The sequence below is a fragment of the Gracilimonas mengyeensis genome (genome assembly GCF_900182705.1).
Taxonomy (GTDB): domain Bacteria; phylum Bacteroidota; class Rhodothermia; order Balneolales; family Balneolaceae; genus Gracilimonas; species Gracilimonas mengyeensis.
In genome coordinates this window covers 33,548-47,451 of record NZ_FXTP01000008.1, presented here as the reverse complement: position 1 = coordinate 47,451, position 13,904 = coordinate 33,548, and the positions used below count along the sequence as shown (strand labels likewise).

General features: G+C 45.7%; 14 protein-coding genes. 10 read left to right on the top strand and 4 right to left on the bottom strand.

Annotated features, from left to right (window positions below; translation table 11 throughout):
- Positions 1 to 183: 183 nt before the first annotated feature.
- The 10 genes from FN815_RS10060 (at position 184) to FN815_RS10015 (ending at position 10,674) form a co-directional block, all read left to right on the top strand.
- Positions 184 to 519, top strand: a complete 336-nt coding sequence (locus tag FN815_RS10060; RefSeq protein ID WP_142454514.1) for a ferredoxin family protein — start codon at positions 184 to 186, stop codon at positions 517 to 519.
- A gap of 168 nt (positions 520 to 687) precedes the next feature.
- Positions 688 to 1,470 carry a dihydropteroate synthase gene (folP, locus tag FN815_RS10055; protein WP_142454513.1) on the top strand — a complete coding sequence of 261 codons (783 nt, stop codon included), beginning with the start codon at positions 688 to 690 and terminating at the stop codon, positions 1,468 to 1,470.
- A gap of 12 nt (positions 1,471 to 1,482) precedes the next feature.
- Positions 1,483 to 2,295: a diadenylate cyclase CdaA gene (cdaA, locus tag FN815_RS10050; RefSeq protein WP_142454512.1), complete on the top strand. Its 813-nt coding sequence runs from the start codon at positions 1,483 to 1,485 to the stop codon at positions 2,293 to 2,295.
- A gap of 189 nt (positions 2,296 to 2,484) precedes the next feature.
- Positions 2,485 to 3,240, top strand: coding sequence for a YebC/PmpR family DNA-binding transcriptional regulator (locus FN815_RS10045; RefSeq protein WP_142454511.1), 756 nt, complete (start codon positions 2,485 to 2,487; stop codon positions 3,238 to 3,240).
- Positions 3,241 to 3,244: 4 nt separating this feature from the next.
- Positions 3,245 to 3,892: a tetratricopeptide repeat protein gene (locus FN815_RS10040; RefSeq protein WP_142454510.1), complete on the top strand. Its 648-nt coding sequence runs from the start codon at positions 3,245 to 3,247 to the stop codon at positions 3,890 to 3,892.
- 4 nt (positions 3,893 to 3,896) lie between these two features.
- Positions 3,897 to 4,445, top strand: a complete 549-nt coding sequence (locus tag FN815_RS18895) for a hypothetical protein (RefSeq protein ID WP_185957254.1) — start codon at positions 3,897 to 3,899, stop codon at positions 4,443 to 4,445.
- Positions 4,429 to 6,180 carry a BatD family protein gene (locus tag FN815_RS10030; RefSeq protein WP_142454508.1) on the top strand — a complete coding sequence of 584 codons (1,752 nt, stop codon included), beginning with the start codon at positions 4,429 to 4,431 and terminating at the stop codon, positions 6,178 to 6,180. The genes FN815_RS18895 and FN815_RS10030 overlap by 17 nt, the downstream gene beginning before the upstream one ends.
- Positions 6,181 to 6,182: 2 nt before the next feature.
- Positions 6,183 to 6,959 (top strand): SH3 domain-containing protein, encoded by a 777-nt coding sequence (locus FN815_RS10025; RefSeq protein ID WP_185957253.1) that lies wholly within the window; start codon positions 6,183 to 6,185, stop codon positions 6,957 to 6,959.
- A gap of 367 nt (positions 6,960 to 7,326) precedes the next feature.
- On the top strand, positions 7,327 to 8,700 hold the full coding sequence (locus tag FN815_RS10020) for a dipeptidase (protein WP_142454506.1): 1,374 nt from the start codon (positions 7,327 to 7,329) through the stop codon (positions 8,698 to 8,700).
- A gap of 384 nt (positions 8,701 to 9,084) precedes the next feature.
- Positions 9,085 to 10,674: a Ppx/GppA phosphatase family protein gene (locus tag FN815_RS10015; RefSeq protein WP_142454505.1), complete on the top strand. Its 1,590-nt coding sequence runs from the start codon at positions 9,085 to 9,087 to the stop codon at positions 10,672 to 10,674.
- Between the two features lie 128 nt (positions 10,675 to 10,802).
- On the opposite strand, the gene FN815_RS10010 is transcribed toward FN815_RS10015, so the two are convergent.
- From FN815_RS10010 to FN815_RS09995, 4 genes are all read right to left on the bottom strand, one after another.
- Positions 10,803 to 11,021, bottom strand: coding sequence for a helix-turn-helix domain-containing protein (locus FN815_RS10010; RefSeq protein WP_142454504.1), 219 nt, complete (start codon positions 11,019 to 11,021; stop codon positions 10,803 to 10,805).
- A 2-nt stretch (positions 11,022 to 11,023) separates the two neighbouring features.
- On the bottom strand, positions 11,024 to 11,680 hold the full coding sequence (locus FN815_RS10005; protein WP_185957252.1) for a hypothetical protein: 657 nt from the start codon (positions 11,678 to 11,680) through the stop codon (positions 11,024 to 11,026).
- A gap of 62 nt (positions 11,681 to 11,742) precedes the next feature.
- Positions 11,743 to 12,378: a DUF2975 domain-containing protein gene (locus FN815_RS10000; RefSeq protein ID WP_142454502.1), complete on the bottom strand. Its 636-nt coding sequence runs from the start codon at positions 12,376 to 12,378 to the stop codon at positions 11,743 to 11,745.
- A 343-nt stretch (positions 12,379 to 12,721) separates the two neighbouring features.
- Positions 12,722 to 13,903: a phosphorylase family protein gene (locus FN815_RS09995; RefSeq protein WP_142454501.1), complete on the bottom strand. Its 1,182-nt coding sequence runs from the start codon at positions 13,901 to 13,903 to the stop codon at positions 12,722 to 12,724.
- Position 13,904 lies beyond the last annotated feature (1 nt).

Here is a 13,904-nt window from a genome sequence, read left to right as displayed (position 1 = left end):
TTTATTTTTAGCAGGTATTACAAAAGAGCGGGTTTGTTGAGTTGGGTAATAATGTCTGAAAAAGTAGAAAATTCGGGCTGAGTACTTATTAAGATTGCATCTGTCCAAAAGTGAGGGGATATTCCGGCCTGCAAAAACCGTCTCACTTACTTTGTAACACAAGATTTATAACACCAAGAAAATATGGCTTACGTAGTAACCGAACCTTGCATTCAATGTAAATATACCAACTGCGCGGCGGTGTGCCCGGTAGATGCCTTCAGAGAAGGCCCTAATTTCCTCACCATCGATCCTATGGAGTGTATCGATTGCGATGCTTGTGTTTCGGAATGCCCGGTTGAAGCAATTTATCCAGATGATGAAGTGCCCGAAGAATGGGAAGATTATATCGATCTCAACGAACGTCTGGCCGACATGTGGGCGGATCATATCATCAACGAAACAAAAGAGGCGCTGCCCGATGCCGACGAATGGGCCACGAAGGATGATAAGCGCGATCAGCTGAAAGAAGACTGGTAAGTCCTTCTCCCATTAGCTAAAAAATATATTGAGCGGTATACCACATAATTTGCATTGCGGTACCCAAGTCACGTTTGAGTTCGCTAATTCTCAATTGTCAATCCTGTAATTATTGAAAATTTGCCCGATACCTCACACATCATAAGCTCGTCAGGTGTACCCCAAATTATGGGGATTCTAAACGTTACGCCTGACTCTTTTAGTGATGGCGGGCAATACATGGAAGTGCAGCGGGCTATGGACCGCATCCACATTATGCTGGAAAACGGTGCTTCCATTATTGATATAGGAGGAGAGTCTACTCGTCCGGGCGCAGATCCTGTCAGTGTACAGGAAGAGGTTGACCGGGTGATGCCGGTGCTTGAAAGAGCTGTTGATACTTTTTCTGATGCTATTTTCTCAGTAGATACCACCAAATATAAGGTGGCCAGAGAGGCGTTAAAGATTGGTGCTTCCATTATTAATGATGTAAGCGGGCTGCAGAAAGAGCCGCGTTTGGCCGAGTTATGCGCCGAATTTGAGGCTACTTATGTGCTCATGCATACGCAGGGAGATCCCAAAACCATGCAGAAAAACCCTGAATATGATAATGTGGTTGAGGATGTATCGGCATTTCTGGAAAAGCAGATTGTCACCCTTCAGGAAAAAGGCGTTCACAGTATAGTTCTGGACCCAGGCATTGGCTTTGGGAAAACTACAGAGCACAATCTTAAGTTGATTGCTCATCTTGACAAATTTCAAAAATTTGGTTTCCCTATACTTATCGGTGCTTCCCGTAAGTCCGTAATTGGCTCGGTCTTAGACGGCCGCTCTGCAGATGACCGGCTTACCGGAACCGTCGCTTTGCATTATCACGCGATGATGAAAGGGGCGCGGATATTACGTGTGCACGATGTGCGGGAAGCTTACGATTCAATTCGTATATTTCAGGCACTTCAATCCCAACAATAAAATAAGGCGGCCTTGTTTCCTATCGGTTTTCTCGAGTTCGGAATTAAAGATTTCGTCGAGACGCTCATCATTGCGCTCGTCCTGGTATACCTGTATCGGTGGGTGAAGGGTACCTTTGCCATACAAGCGGCACTGGGGATTTTGTTTGTGGTGATTATAAATGTGGTGATTGGCCTGCTGGGGTTCAATACCATCAATTCCATTCTCAGTCAGATTCTGGATGTTGGGGTAATTGCACTCATCATTCTTTTTCAACCCGAAATAAGAAAATTATTATACCGGTTAGGAACCAATACCAGCCTGGATCGTTTTTTCTCCACCTCGAATTCCGATAGGACGATAGATGAGGTGATTGATGCAGTGAAGGATATGTCCAAAAATAAAATTGGGGCCCTGATTGTATTTGCGCGCACCTCTTCCCTGCAGGATTTGGTGGATGCCGGGGTAAATATTGACGCCGAAGTGCGAAATGAACTCTTGGTCACCATCTTCAAAAAAGACACTCCTCTACATGATGGCGCTGTAGTCATTCGCGGCAACCGAATTGTGGCAGCCAGTTGTTACCTGCCTATTTCCCAGAACCCCAATATTTCCACTTCATTTGGAACCCGTCACCGGGCCGCGGTAGGTATCAGTGAAACCAATAATGTGTTTGTAGTGGTGGTATCAGAGGAAACCGGCCGGATTTCAGTGGCACGCAACGGGGCGCTGACCAGCGGACTCACCATTCAGAAACTGCGGGCTGAGATGGAAGAATCCTTTGGAAATCAGAAATTTGATGAAGATGTGGCGTTTAGCTCTCAAACCGAGATAAAGCTGAATTGAAGTCGGTTGTTGAAAGGTTTGCATTCAGCCTAAAAGGTGAAATTTGAAGACGGGGTAAGGCTTTTAATAATTTTGCATCTTAGATGGTACTAAAACATGCGATCTCAGTATATTAGCACGTTTACCAACCGTGGTATCATTTTTTTATATTTACCCCAATAACCCTAATGTAATTTATCAGGAACACTTATGGCAGGACATTCGAAATGGGCCAACATAAAGCATAAGAAGGCTAAAGAAGATAAAAAGCGGTCCAAAATATTCAGTAAGCATATTAAAGAGATTACCGTAGCAGCCCGCGAGGGTGGTGGTGATCCCGAGGGAAATCCCCGCCTGTCGCTGGCTATTGATAATGCCAAAGCTGATAATGTTCCCAAGGATAACATTGAGCGTGCCATTAAGCGCGGAACCGGTGAAGACGACAGCGGAGCCAGCTATGAAGAAACCACCTTTGAAGGATATGGACCTGGTGGTATCGCCTACTTCATTGAGGTAACCACCGACAACAACAACCGCACAGTTGGAGAGATCCGTCACATTTTTACCAAATTTGGGGGTAATATGGGCACGAATGGTTCCGTTGGTTACATGTTTGAGCAGAAGGGCATGATACAGGTGCCGTCTGAAGGTTTGGACGATGAAGAGTTTATGCTGGAAGCTATTGACGCCGGCGCTACCGATGTGGATACCGACGACGAAATGTTTGTGGTATACACGGCGCGCGAAGAGCTTTTTGATGTTCGTAAGAAGCTGGAAGAAAATGATTATGAGATTGAATCGGCTACGCTGATTCGTGAGGCGGTTACCGAAACCAAGGTGGATGAGGACACGGCCAAGTCGAATTTAAAGCTGATGGAGAAATTTGAAGACAATGATGATGTCAACAACGTGTTTACCAACATGCTAATGGATGAAGAAACCGTTGCATTGGCTGAAGATCTTTAAACCATTGAAAAAACTTTTTGTTTACATATTATTTTTGATGATTAGCGTGGCTGCCGTAGCCAATGACGGCCGCGAAGCCAATAAGGCGTATGAAGCCGGTAATTATGAAGAGGCCGAACGGCTTTATCAGGCGGCTATAGAGCAGACGCCGGAAGATGCACGGCTGTATTTTAATCTGGGGAATGCCCAGGCTAAGCAAGGAAAGGTGGAAGAAGCCATACAGTCTTTTATGGAATTCCGTGGCCTTTCATCATCACCCCGCGAAAAAGCGAAAGCCGAATACAACATCGGTACCATGTTGGCAGAGAACCAACAGTGGAAGCCAGCGGTAACCCACTTCAGAAATGCCTTAAAGCTGAATCCTGAAGACCCTGAGGCCAAGCATAATTTTGAGCGGGCCATGGCTGAGCAGAAGAAAGAAGAAGAACAGGAAGGCGATGATCAGCAAGAGAATCAGGAAAATCAGCCGCCACCCGAGCCCTCTCAGTATGCGCTGGCGATGAAGAAGCAAGCTGAAAAACTAATTGCTGAACGCAAATACGATCAAGCCTACAACCTGATGCAGCAAGCGCTGGAAGCCGATGAGACCGTGCGGGCTTTCAATGATTTTATCGAACGCACTAAAAATGTTTCTGACATAAACGAAAATTGATGCCATGAAAATTCTGAGTGCTTTTTTATTTGTTCTGTGTATGATGGGGTCGGCCCTGGCCCAGCAACAGGCCGAGGAATATTTCCACGGCGGAGCACAGTCTTTTATTAATAATGATCTGCAAAATGCGATTTCGCAAGTGCAGGAGGGATTGAATCAATACCCCGACAATCCCAAGCTGAACGCATTGATGGAGCAGCTGCAAAAAGAGCAGGAGCGCCAGCAACAGCAGCAGAATCAAAATCAGAACCAGAATCAGCAAGATCAGCAACAACAGGATCAGGAGCAGCAAGAGCAAAACCAGGATCAACAGCAAAACCAGCAGGACCAAGAGCAACAAGAGAAAGAGCAGGAACAGCAGCAAAGTGAAGGCCAGCAACAAGGCGAACAACAGCCCGAAGAGGTAGATGCTGAAGCCCTGGAATCTCAACAAATTAGTAAGGAAGAAGCCGAGAAAATTCTCAAGGCTCTGGCTCAGAAAGAGAAAGAACTGTTGAAAGAGTTTAAAAAGAAAAGAACACAAGGAAGCGCCAAGCATGACAAAGACTGGTAAAGGCTGGCTTCAGTTAATATGGGTGATTTTTCTGGCTGGTGGATTATCGGTTACCGCATCGGCTCAGGATATTTCAGTTGAGATAGATCTTTCTGAAACCAAAATTTTTTCAGGAGAACAGGTCCGGCTTGAGCTTAGCATTTCCGGAACATCTATGGGCTCGGTAACCCAACCTGAACTGCCCGAAATAGATGGCTTGCGATGGCTGCGAGGCAACACCCAGCGCGGTACACAGTATTCGCTCATCAATGGCAAGCCTTCGGTTACCTACACTTTTGGTTATGTACTGATTGCACAGGATCCTGGTAATTATCGGGTGCCCGCTTTTGATGTATCAGTGGATGGTACTACTTATCGAACTCAGGCTTTGAGTTTTGAGGTGCTGGACCCGGCTACTATTGACCGGGGAGAAGCTGACCGTTCGCCGGATATTTATGTGCGGATTGAGCCAAGCACTAAAAATCCCGTGGTGGGTGAACAGGTTATCGCCGACGTAGTGCTGTATTTTAAAAGGGGCGTGGAGGTATCTTCCTATCAACCTACCCCTGGCTGGAAAGCGGAGGGTTTTTGGAAAGAAGAGCTTGAATATCCGCAGCGCGCCCAAACCAGCTCATCCATTATAAACGGCGTACGATACCAGCGAGCGCGTTTGCTGCAATATGCATTATTTCCCACCAAATCCGGAGAATTGACGCTGAGTCCGTTTGAAATTACGGTAGCGGTACGCAAACAGCGTAGTTCCCGTGATCCATTCGGGTTTGGGCTTGGACAGGAACGTATGAACCTGCAAACAATACCTGTCACCATTAATGTAGACTCACCACCGCCGGTTGATGATGCCAATTTCATTGGGGCGGTTGGTGATTTCACTATCACACGGGAGGTGTCGGTTACAGAGGCATTGGTGGGTGAAAGCATTGAAGTAACGACAACGGTTAGGGGCCGAGGCAATGTACCGCTTGTTAATAAACCCGAGTATGAATATCCCGAATCGTTGGAGCAGTACAGCCCGGAAGAAAGCTCCAACATCTCTCGAACCGGCAGTCGGATTTCTGGAACCCGAACTTTTAAAGATGTGCTGATTGCCCGGAATGAAGGCACTTTCACTATCCCCGCTGCACGTCTCGCTTTTTATGATCCTTCCGGGGATGAATATCAAATTGTAGAACTTGAGGAGCTTGCCATAGACGTAGAGCGTGATCCGAATGCCGAAGCCATCACACATAATAATTTGCGCCTTAATGTGGAGCCGGTGACGGGTTTAACCGCCTGGCATAATGCAGGCAGCCGTCCTTTGTATCAAAAGTTTTGGGTGTGGGTGTTTATCGTACTTCCACTGTTGATCACAGCAGGCGTATATGGCTATAAAGTGTACGCCAACCGAATGGAAACTGATGTGGCTTTTGCGCGCTCTCGCACGGCAGCCGATAAAGCTGAAACGACTCTGAAGCAAGCAGATGAAGCATCCGATATTAAAGAGGGCTATTACCTGATTGAAAAAGCACTGGTGCAGTACATCACCGATAAGCTGAACTTGCCCCCCGCAGGATTATCACACCAACAAGTTATTGAAGAAGTAAAAAGCCATGGTGATGAGGGCATTGCTATAGAGTTGAAACGTCTGCTGGATAAGTGTGAGACCATCGCTTATGCGCCCAATGCCACACAAAAGACGCTGGATAGTGACATCCAAAAAACAAGGGATTTGATTAAAAAAATTGGCAAGCTGATATGAGCATGAAGAAGAAAAGTTTAACGCTTACCCTTCTGATACTTTTTTTAGCCACAGCCGGACAGTTGTTTGCACGGCAGGCACCTCAAGCCATGTTTGATGAAGCAAATAATTTGCTGGAAGAGGGTGAGCTTAATGCTGCCATGGCTCAATATCGGAGCATTGTAGAAAGCGGGGCTGTATCCGGCGGGTTGTACCTGAATATGGGCATTACAGCTGTGCAGCTTGATTCTATGGGGCTGGCTAAATACTATTTTATGAAGGCGCAGGAGTTTGAAGCAACCTACGAGGAAGCGGCTACGGCGCTCGAATATGTGGACAGTCAGTTTAGCCGGCAATCGGCGATGTTACCAAAGCTGCCCTGGGACCGGGCGGTAGACTGGATTATTGAAGTGCCTCAGACCTCAGGCCTTTTCCTGCTTGGTTTTTTTATCACGCTGAGCGGTCTGGTGATGGTGTACCTGAAATGGTTCAATAAACTAAATTTTTCCAAACTTCCGGCCGTAGTAGCTACCCTTCTTGTGACCGGTTCAGCTATCGCTCTGCTGTCCTTTTATGCCGATTATGTAGATCAGCGGTATGATGAGGCCGTGTTCACGCACAGCTCAAGTCGCGTGTATGAGTCCCCTGATCCTGAGACCGCTCTTGTAAGTATTGCCTATGAGGGATATGAGCTGACCATAGATCAATTTCTAAGCGAAGAGAGAGAGAACTGGTACTATATCAGGTTGGGGAACGGTCAATACGGATGGATTCCTCAAGAAGGCGTAAAAGTGCTTTAAGAAGTGCTGTAACTCCCCTGGAATAGGTATAAATGCATCAATATAAACGAGCCGGATGATGGGGAAGTGGGTCAAAAAGTACCTGCTTATTCCAAAACTCCATCCTCTGTTGAAATTGATTATTCCCATACACGCCTCGTTTCACACGCTCTGCATTGGAATGTCGTGATATAATATGGGCTGGAGAGGAATAATCAACAGATGGGTACTGAATGCCGGTTCAAACAGGTATACGAATGATCGATTAGCGATATGCGATTTTCGAGTTTTATGTGCTAAATGCAGTAAGAAGTTTAAGCGCATCTTTCCTATTTTTCCGAGGCCGATTTTAAAGAGGAAACAGCCTAACATTTAAAGAGGATTTATAATGAGCACGCCCCAAGATTACATTGATGAGCATAAAGATCATTTCTTAGAAGAATTGTTCGATTTGCTCCGGATTCCAAGCATCAGTACCGATTCTACAAAGAAAGAAGACATTAAATCGGCAGCTGGTTTTTTGGCCGATCAACTTAAAAAAATGGAGCTGGATACGGTAAAAGTCTTTGAAACTCCGGGTAATCCTATTGTATTTGCCGAGCATGCTCCGCACGAAGATCAGCCTACTGTGCTGGTATATGGACATTATGATGTGCAACCACCGGATCCTGAAGAACTTTGGGATACCCCTCCTTTTGAGCCCACCATCAAAGACGGACTGATTTATGCACGCGGTGCCAGCGATGACAAAGGGCAGGCTTTTACGCACGTGAAAGCAGTGGAATCGCTGCTGAAGACCAAAGGTGAGCTGCCGGTAAATGTAAAGTTTATCCTGGAAGGAGAAGAAGAAATTGGTTCGCCTAACCTGGTGCCTTTCATCGAAGAACATAAAGATATGCTGGCATGCGATATGGTGCTGATTTCCGATACCGCTATGTTTGCTGAAGACCAGCCTTCCATCACCTACGGTCTGCGCGGACTTGCCTACATGGAGATGGAAGTAGTTGGTCCGAACCGTGACTTGCATTCCGGAGTGTACGGCGGTGCGGTAGAAAATCCCGCTAATGTATTATGTGAAATTATTGCCAAGCTGAAAGATGAAGACGGCGTGATTCAAATTCCCGGATTTTACGATAAGGTAGTTCCGCTTACCGAAGCCGACCGCGAAGCTTTTGCTGCTTTGCCTTTTGATGAAGAGGAATACAAAGAAACACTGGATATTAAGGCGGTTCACGGAGAGAAGGGATACTCTACCCTTGAGCGAGCTGCCGGCCGGCCTACACTGGATGTGAACGGCCTCTGGGGCGGATATCAGGGTGAAGGAGCCAAGACGGTGCTTCCTTCCAAAGCCAATGCCAAAGTGAGTATGCGTTTGGTGCCGGATCAGGATCCCAAAGAAATTGCAAAACTGTTCAAAGATTATGTGCTCTCCATTGCACCTGATACCGTGACGGTTAAAGTGACCGAACATCACGGAGGCTATGCCGCAGTAACCGACCTGGAATTCTACGGATTGAAAGCCGGCGCCAAGGCTTTTGAAGAGGTCTACGAGAAAGAAGTACTCTTCTCTCGCGAAGGCGGCTCCATTCCTATCGTTGCTGACTTTAAGCGTGTACTGGGTGTGGAATCTATCCTGATGGGCTTTGGTTTGACCAGCAATGCGATCCATTCCCCAAATGAGAACTTCTCGGTTAAGGACTTCTACCGCGGTATCAAAACCTCCGCCCGTTTCTTCGAGCTGCTGCCTGATTTTGCGGAATAGGGTCGTGTACCTACGGCACACTGGTTTTTGATAACTATCAGCTATAAACATACTGTCCCATCTGGGACAGGAATTGTTTTCTTTGGCAAGGATAAACATCCCCCCTCTCGTTCCCAACGTCCTCGTTGGGAACGCTACTGAGGACCACCCGGTCCTCGAGATACATGTATAGGATTTGGCTTTTTCGAGACCTTTCCGAGCCGCTCGTTCCACACGCTCTGCGTTGGAACGTACTGTGTGATTATGGCAAAAGGTTATCAAATGCTGTGTTAGGCAGAAATGCGAATAACCGAGGGACCGATAGAACGATTTGCGCTGGGAGTTCCTCTGTCATAACTCCCATCTTTTCGTTATGCTTGGAGAAATTCCAATAAATTTCAGTCCGTGATAATAAGCAACTCCGCCAACCAGGTCGTCCCAGTAAAACGAATTGCTGCCATCGACCTTGGTACTAATTCTTTTCACGCCATTATTGTAGATGTGTATTCCGATGGCAGTTTTCGAACCCTCGACAAACTCAAGGAAATGGTAGAACTGGCCAAAGGGGGGGTAGGGAAACGTTTGTCAGAAGGTGCTTTTAAGCGAGGAATGAAAGCTTTACGTAACATCAAGCGGCTGGCGGATAGTTACGAATGCGAAAAGATTCTGGCTTATGCCACAAGCGCTATTCGTGAAGCAGAAAACGGGGGGGAGTTTATCCAAAAAAGCATTGATGACCTGAACATCAAGATCAATGCTATTCCGGGGAGACTGGAAGCGGAGTTAATTGGTCATGCTATACGTCACGGGGTGAAGCTGACAGAGAAACCGGTATTGGTTGCAGATATCGGCGGTGGCAGTGTGGAGTTTATCTTGGGGAATGATAAAGAATTCTTTTTCACGACCAGTAAAAAGATTGGGGTGTCGCGGATGACCGAGGTGTACAAGCCGGCCGACCCTATCACCCAAGAAGACATTGAAACCCTGGAAAACCACTACGAAGAACAGCTGCAGGATGTGGCCCAGGCTTTTGCCCAACATCGGACGGATACCATTATCGGATCATCCGGCACCATGGAGAATATCGCCGAGATGATCGCAAATCGCCAGAAGAAACCCACTGATGTGACGGTGAACGAGCTGGAGTTTTCGGCAGAAGAATTTCGCGAGTTTTATGATTACTTCATCAAGCTGGACCGGAAAAAGCGTAAAAAAGTGTCCGGGCTGGATACCAAGCGCATTGGGTTTATTAACACCGGCGTGGTGCTTTTGGATTATATGATCCGGAAGTTTGGGATTAAAAATGTGCGGATTTCATCACAAGCGCTTCGTGAGGGCATTGTGATCCGTTATCTGAAAAAGGAAATGATTGGCCTGCCTTGGAGCGGTGCTTTTGCCGATCCGCGCCGACGCAGTGTGTTTGAACTGCTCCGCAAAACCGACTGGCATGAAACGCATTCCCGTCATGTGGCTAATATGGCTTTAACAATTTTCGATGCCCTCGAAGAAGAAATGGAGCTTGAGGAAGGGGACCGGCAGTTGCTGGAATATGCGGCGTACCTGCATGATATAGGATACTATATTTCCCATTCCAAGCATCACAAACATGCGCTCTACATTATCCGTCATGCAGATTTAAAGGGTTTTAAAGAAGAAGAAATTGAGATTATTGCCAATGTGGCCCGCTACCACCGCCGGTCAACTCCCAAAAAACGTCATGGTGAATACTGGAAGCTGAAACCGGCCATCCGAAAGCGAATTAAAAAGCTATCGGGTATTTTACGTGTGGCTGATGGACTGGATCGGAGCCACTACCAGAATGTGCAGGATTTGGATGTTTTTTCAGAGGAGAATGAAATCAAGATAAACATTCGTACAGAAGGTGAACCCTACCTGGAAATCTGGGGAGCCGAGCGGAAATGTCAGCTTTTAAAAGAAATGACGGGCAAGAAGATTAATATTGAGCGAGTGTTGCAACCAGCCTTTTCGGGATAGTTGAATAGGTGATATGGTAATAAGGCAATATGTTGAAAAGGAGGTTCCATTTTTTGGCTCGGCCGGCATAGGTAAAAAATGTAGGCTTATAGATGAGCCGGGTCATGGAGCGGGCCAGAGAATATTGGTTAACTCATATCGCCATCCTCTGAATATTCAAGGATATCGCCCGGCTGGCAATCGAGGGCTTCACAAATAGCTTCAAGGGTGGAGAACCGAACGGCTTTGGCCTTGCCGGTTTTCAAAATAGATAGGTTCGACATGGTAATCCCCACCTGCTCAGACAGCTCGGTCAGGCTCATCTTCCGTTTGGCTAACATCACATCCAGGTTTACAATAATGGCCATAATTATACCGTCAGGTCTTGTTCTTTTTGCATGGGAATGGCTTTTTGAAGAAATAGTATCAAAAAGAAAAACAGGGCAAGTCCTAATGCCATGTTTGTTGAAATTCCGGCGGTGAGGGATTCCTGAAGATAAAATTCATGATTCAGAAAATACATGAGCCTGCCATAAAGAATAGCTTTGGCCAAAAAGCCGGCAAAAGTAAAAAAATATAATCCTAAAAACCATCGGTATATGGCTGGGGTGAAAAGTTTCTTTTTTTGTCGGAAGTTGGTAATGGTCATTCCGATGAAGAAAAGCAGAATCATTAGCCAGCCTCCGACTCTGAGGCCCAATTCCAGGTAAAACTGTGATTTCCAAAATCCAAGATGCTCCTTGCTTAACTTGAATGAAGGCGAGCTTACCAGGCCAAGCACTTTTCTATCTGAATTAGCGGTAGTTAGCATTTCGTCCGCTTTTGTTGGTGATGGGGTATGCTTTAAATCAGTTACAGTGACGTAGCGATAGAGATCATCCCCAGCGGAGGTTTTGGTAAGCATAAGGGGCCCGACTTCAAAGGTATTTTGACTTTCAACCTCAGCAGGTGCTTCCTGGAGCACTGAATGAAATTGACGGATTTCATGAACACCCGTCCAAATCATAAAAAGTGCGAGTATTGTCATCAATCCGATGATTGTTCGTTGGAAAAGTGATTCGCTCATGAATTTCTTTTGAAGATCCATAACTAAATCGTCAGTTTTAGTTCTTCATAGAAGCGGGTGCCTTCCTTAAATACATATCCCAGAACCAGGACGAATAATCCAATCAGGAGATAATCGTAGTGAGGCTGAATAGAGCTAAAGGTATACCCGCTTGGCAGTGTAAGCTCATTAAGAAGTGGTAAGGGGATAAATTGAATCATAATATTCAGTATTGATGCTCCCAGTAGTGTCCACCCAATAATGTAGAAATAGGTGGAGCTGGACCGTTCGAATGGATTCCCTTCCGCTACATTCTTCAATACTTTGCCAAAAAAGTACAACACCACAATTATCAGTATTGCCTGGTATAGCCTTAAGCTATTGTAGAAGAAAAAGGAAGAAAGGTGATCATTAAAGTTGCCCTGAATAACCGCCGTTGTTTCCAAATTTGGATAAATATCTACGCTGAAATTATCTTGCTCGAAGGCGCCAGGTGATTCACTTCCTCCCATAGTTAAAGTAACGGGGATATCATGAATCAGGTAGTTGCTATCTGACCCGATATAACTGCTGCCATTCACAAAAAACAAAACGGCGATGTTAATTACGGTGAGCCAGATTCCTATTTGAGAGATGTAATACAAGAAATATGCTATTGACCAGTCCTTTTTTAATCTCATAGATCTAAGTATTTACTTCGATTCGCATGTAATATTTATAAAATATTTACCGAACATCAACTAAAATTTATTGATAAACAATAAATAATTGCCGTAAAGTAATTAATTATTTGGGTAGAAGGTTATTCTGATATGACAGAGAAATCTGGTTAATTGTTATTGGGAAATGGTCTGAGGCGGGAAGGAATCTTGTTCTTAGTGGCGAAGTGTATGTATAGTAAAAACTATAGGTTTGGTCCAAGCGGACGCTTGAATCAGGATAAACTAGAGAAATCGAATATAGAAGATAAAAAGCTCAAACAAGTTCTACATTCAATGTTGAATGTTCCTTGTTCGATATTCCCTATTCTGTCCCGCTCATAAGAGGTTCATTAAACGCACGGATGCTGGAATTGGGCAGACCTTCCGGGTAATTGTCTTTAACCATTTGTAAGGCATCTACTACCAATTTGAGGTGCATCTCTTTGGAATTTTGATAGAAAGATTGAGCGGCATCGGTAAGCTTAGGTTTTCCGTGCAGGGGCTTGTCACTCACGCAAAGTAAGGTGGCATGTGGGATGCGATACCGAAATCCGTTGGTAGCTACCGTGGAAGATTCCATATCGATAGCCACACTCCGGCTCATGTGAATTTCCTCCACTGTGCGAGCTTTTGAGAACTCCCAGTTTCTATTTGAAGTGGTATACACCGTGCCAATGCGGTGTTTCATATCATTTTGATCGAGGGCTTCCTGCATGTACCGGTTTAAAATATAATTTGGGGAAATGGGTATGCCGATGGGGAAAAGATCATCCAGCACACGATCAGCACGATAGTAGCCATTGGCCAGCACAAAATCCCCGATATCCTGGTGGTTGCGCAAGCCGCCACAGTGTCCTACCATAATCATGGCATCGGGACGTAGCACTCCCACATGATCGGTAATGGTTTTTGCGTTGGAAGGCCCCACCCCGATGTTCACCAAAGTGATGCCGGAGTTATTTTTTATTTTATGGTGATAGGCCGGCATCTGCACGCCTTCGCGGATCGGCTTCTCGCAATCAGGAAACATTTCCAGGAAAACCTCTACGTGCATGTCGTAGTTGGTAAAAAGGATATAACGCTGGAAATCTTCTGGCTTGGTACCGGTGTAATGTTGCAGTCGGTCCAGAGAAATATCAATACGCTCGGCTCGGAACAGGAACAGTTTTTTTTGGGTGATGTCCCAGTCGTTTTCATCCAGGTTATCAAATAAATCGGGATTGTTAAGGGGCAGTACGTCTCTAGAGGGTTTGATGAAGACGGTAGCGTCATTTTCTACTAAGCGCTGCATCTCACGTCTCAGGTACCAGCGATAAGCGGCTGGTTGAGCCAGTTCACCATCGATCACAGGGTTATGTTTGCTCCAGCTGCGCTCTACTATCATTTGGGGATATTTTCCGCCGCGGTAGATTTCCTCCATCAGGTCCAACGCTTTATCGATAGCTTTTTTAAGTTCTGCCTGCGAAGAAAACTGATCGTTAACTAATTTGAGCGTATCTGACATC

Coding starts and splice junctions, on each gene's coding strand:
- FN815_RS10060 (WP_142454514.1), top strand. CDS start 184: ATGGCTTACGTAGTAACCGAACCTTGCATTCAATGTAAATATACCAAC.
- folP (WP_142454513.1), top strand. CDS start 688: ATGGGGATTCTAAACGTTACGCCTGACTCTTTTAGTGATGGCGGGCAA.
- FN815_RS10045 (WP_142454511.1), top strand. CDS start 2,485: ATGGCAGGACATTCGAAATGGGCCAACATAAAGCATAAGAAGGCTAAA.
- FN815_RS18895 (WP_185957254.1), top strand. CDS start 3,897: ATGAAAATTCTGAGTGCTTTTTTATTTGTTCTGTGTATGATGGGGTCG.
- FN815_RS10030 (WP_142454508.1), top strand. CDS start 4,429: ATGACAAAGACTGGTAAAGGCTGGCTTCAGTTAATATGGGTGATTTTT.
- FN815_RS10025 (WP_185957253.1), top strand. CDS start 6,183: ATGAAGAAGAAAAGTTTAACGCTTACCCTTCTGATACTTTTTTTAGCC.
- FN815_RS10020 (WP_142454506.1), top strand. CDS start 7,327: ATGAGCACGCCCCAAGATTACATTGATGAGCATAAAGATCATTTCTTA.
- FN815_RS10010 (WP_142454504.1), bottom strand. CDS start 11,021: ATGGCCATTATTGTAAACCTGGATGTGATGTTAGCCAAACGGAAGATG.
- FN815_RS10005 (WP_185957252.1), bottom strand. CDS start 11,680: ATGACAATACTCGCACTTTTTATGATTTGGACGGGTGTTCATGAAATC.
- FN815_RS10000 (WP_142454502.1), bottom strand. CDS start 12,378: ATGAGATTAAAAAAGGACTGGTCAATAGCATATTTCTTGTATTACATC.
- FN815_RS09995 (WP_142454501.1), bottom strand. CDS start 13,903: ATGTCAGATACGCTCAAATTAGTTAACGATCAGTTTTCTTCGCAGGCA.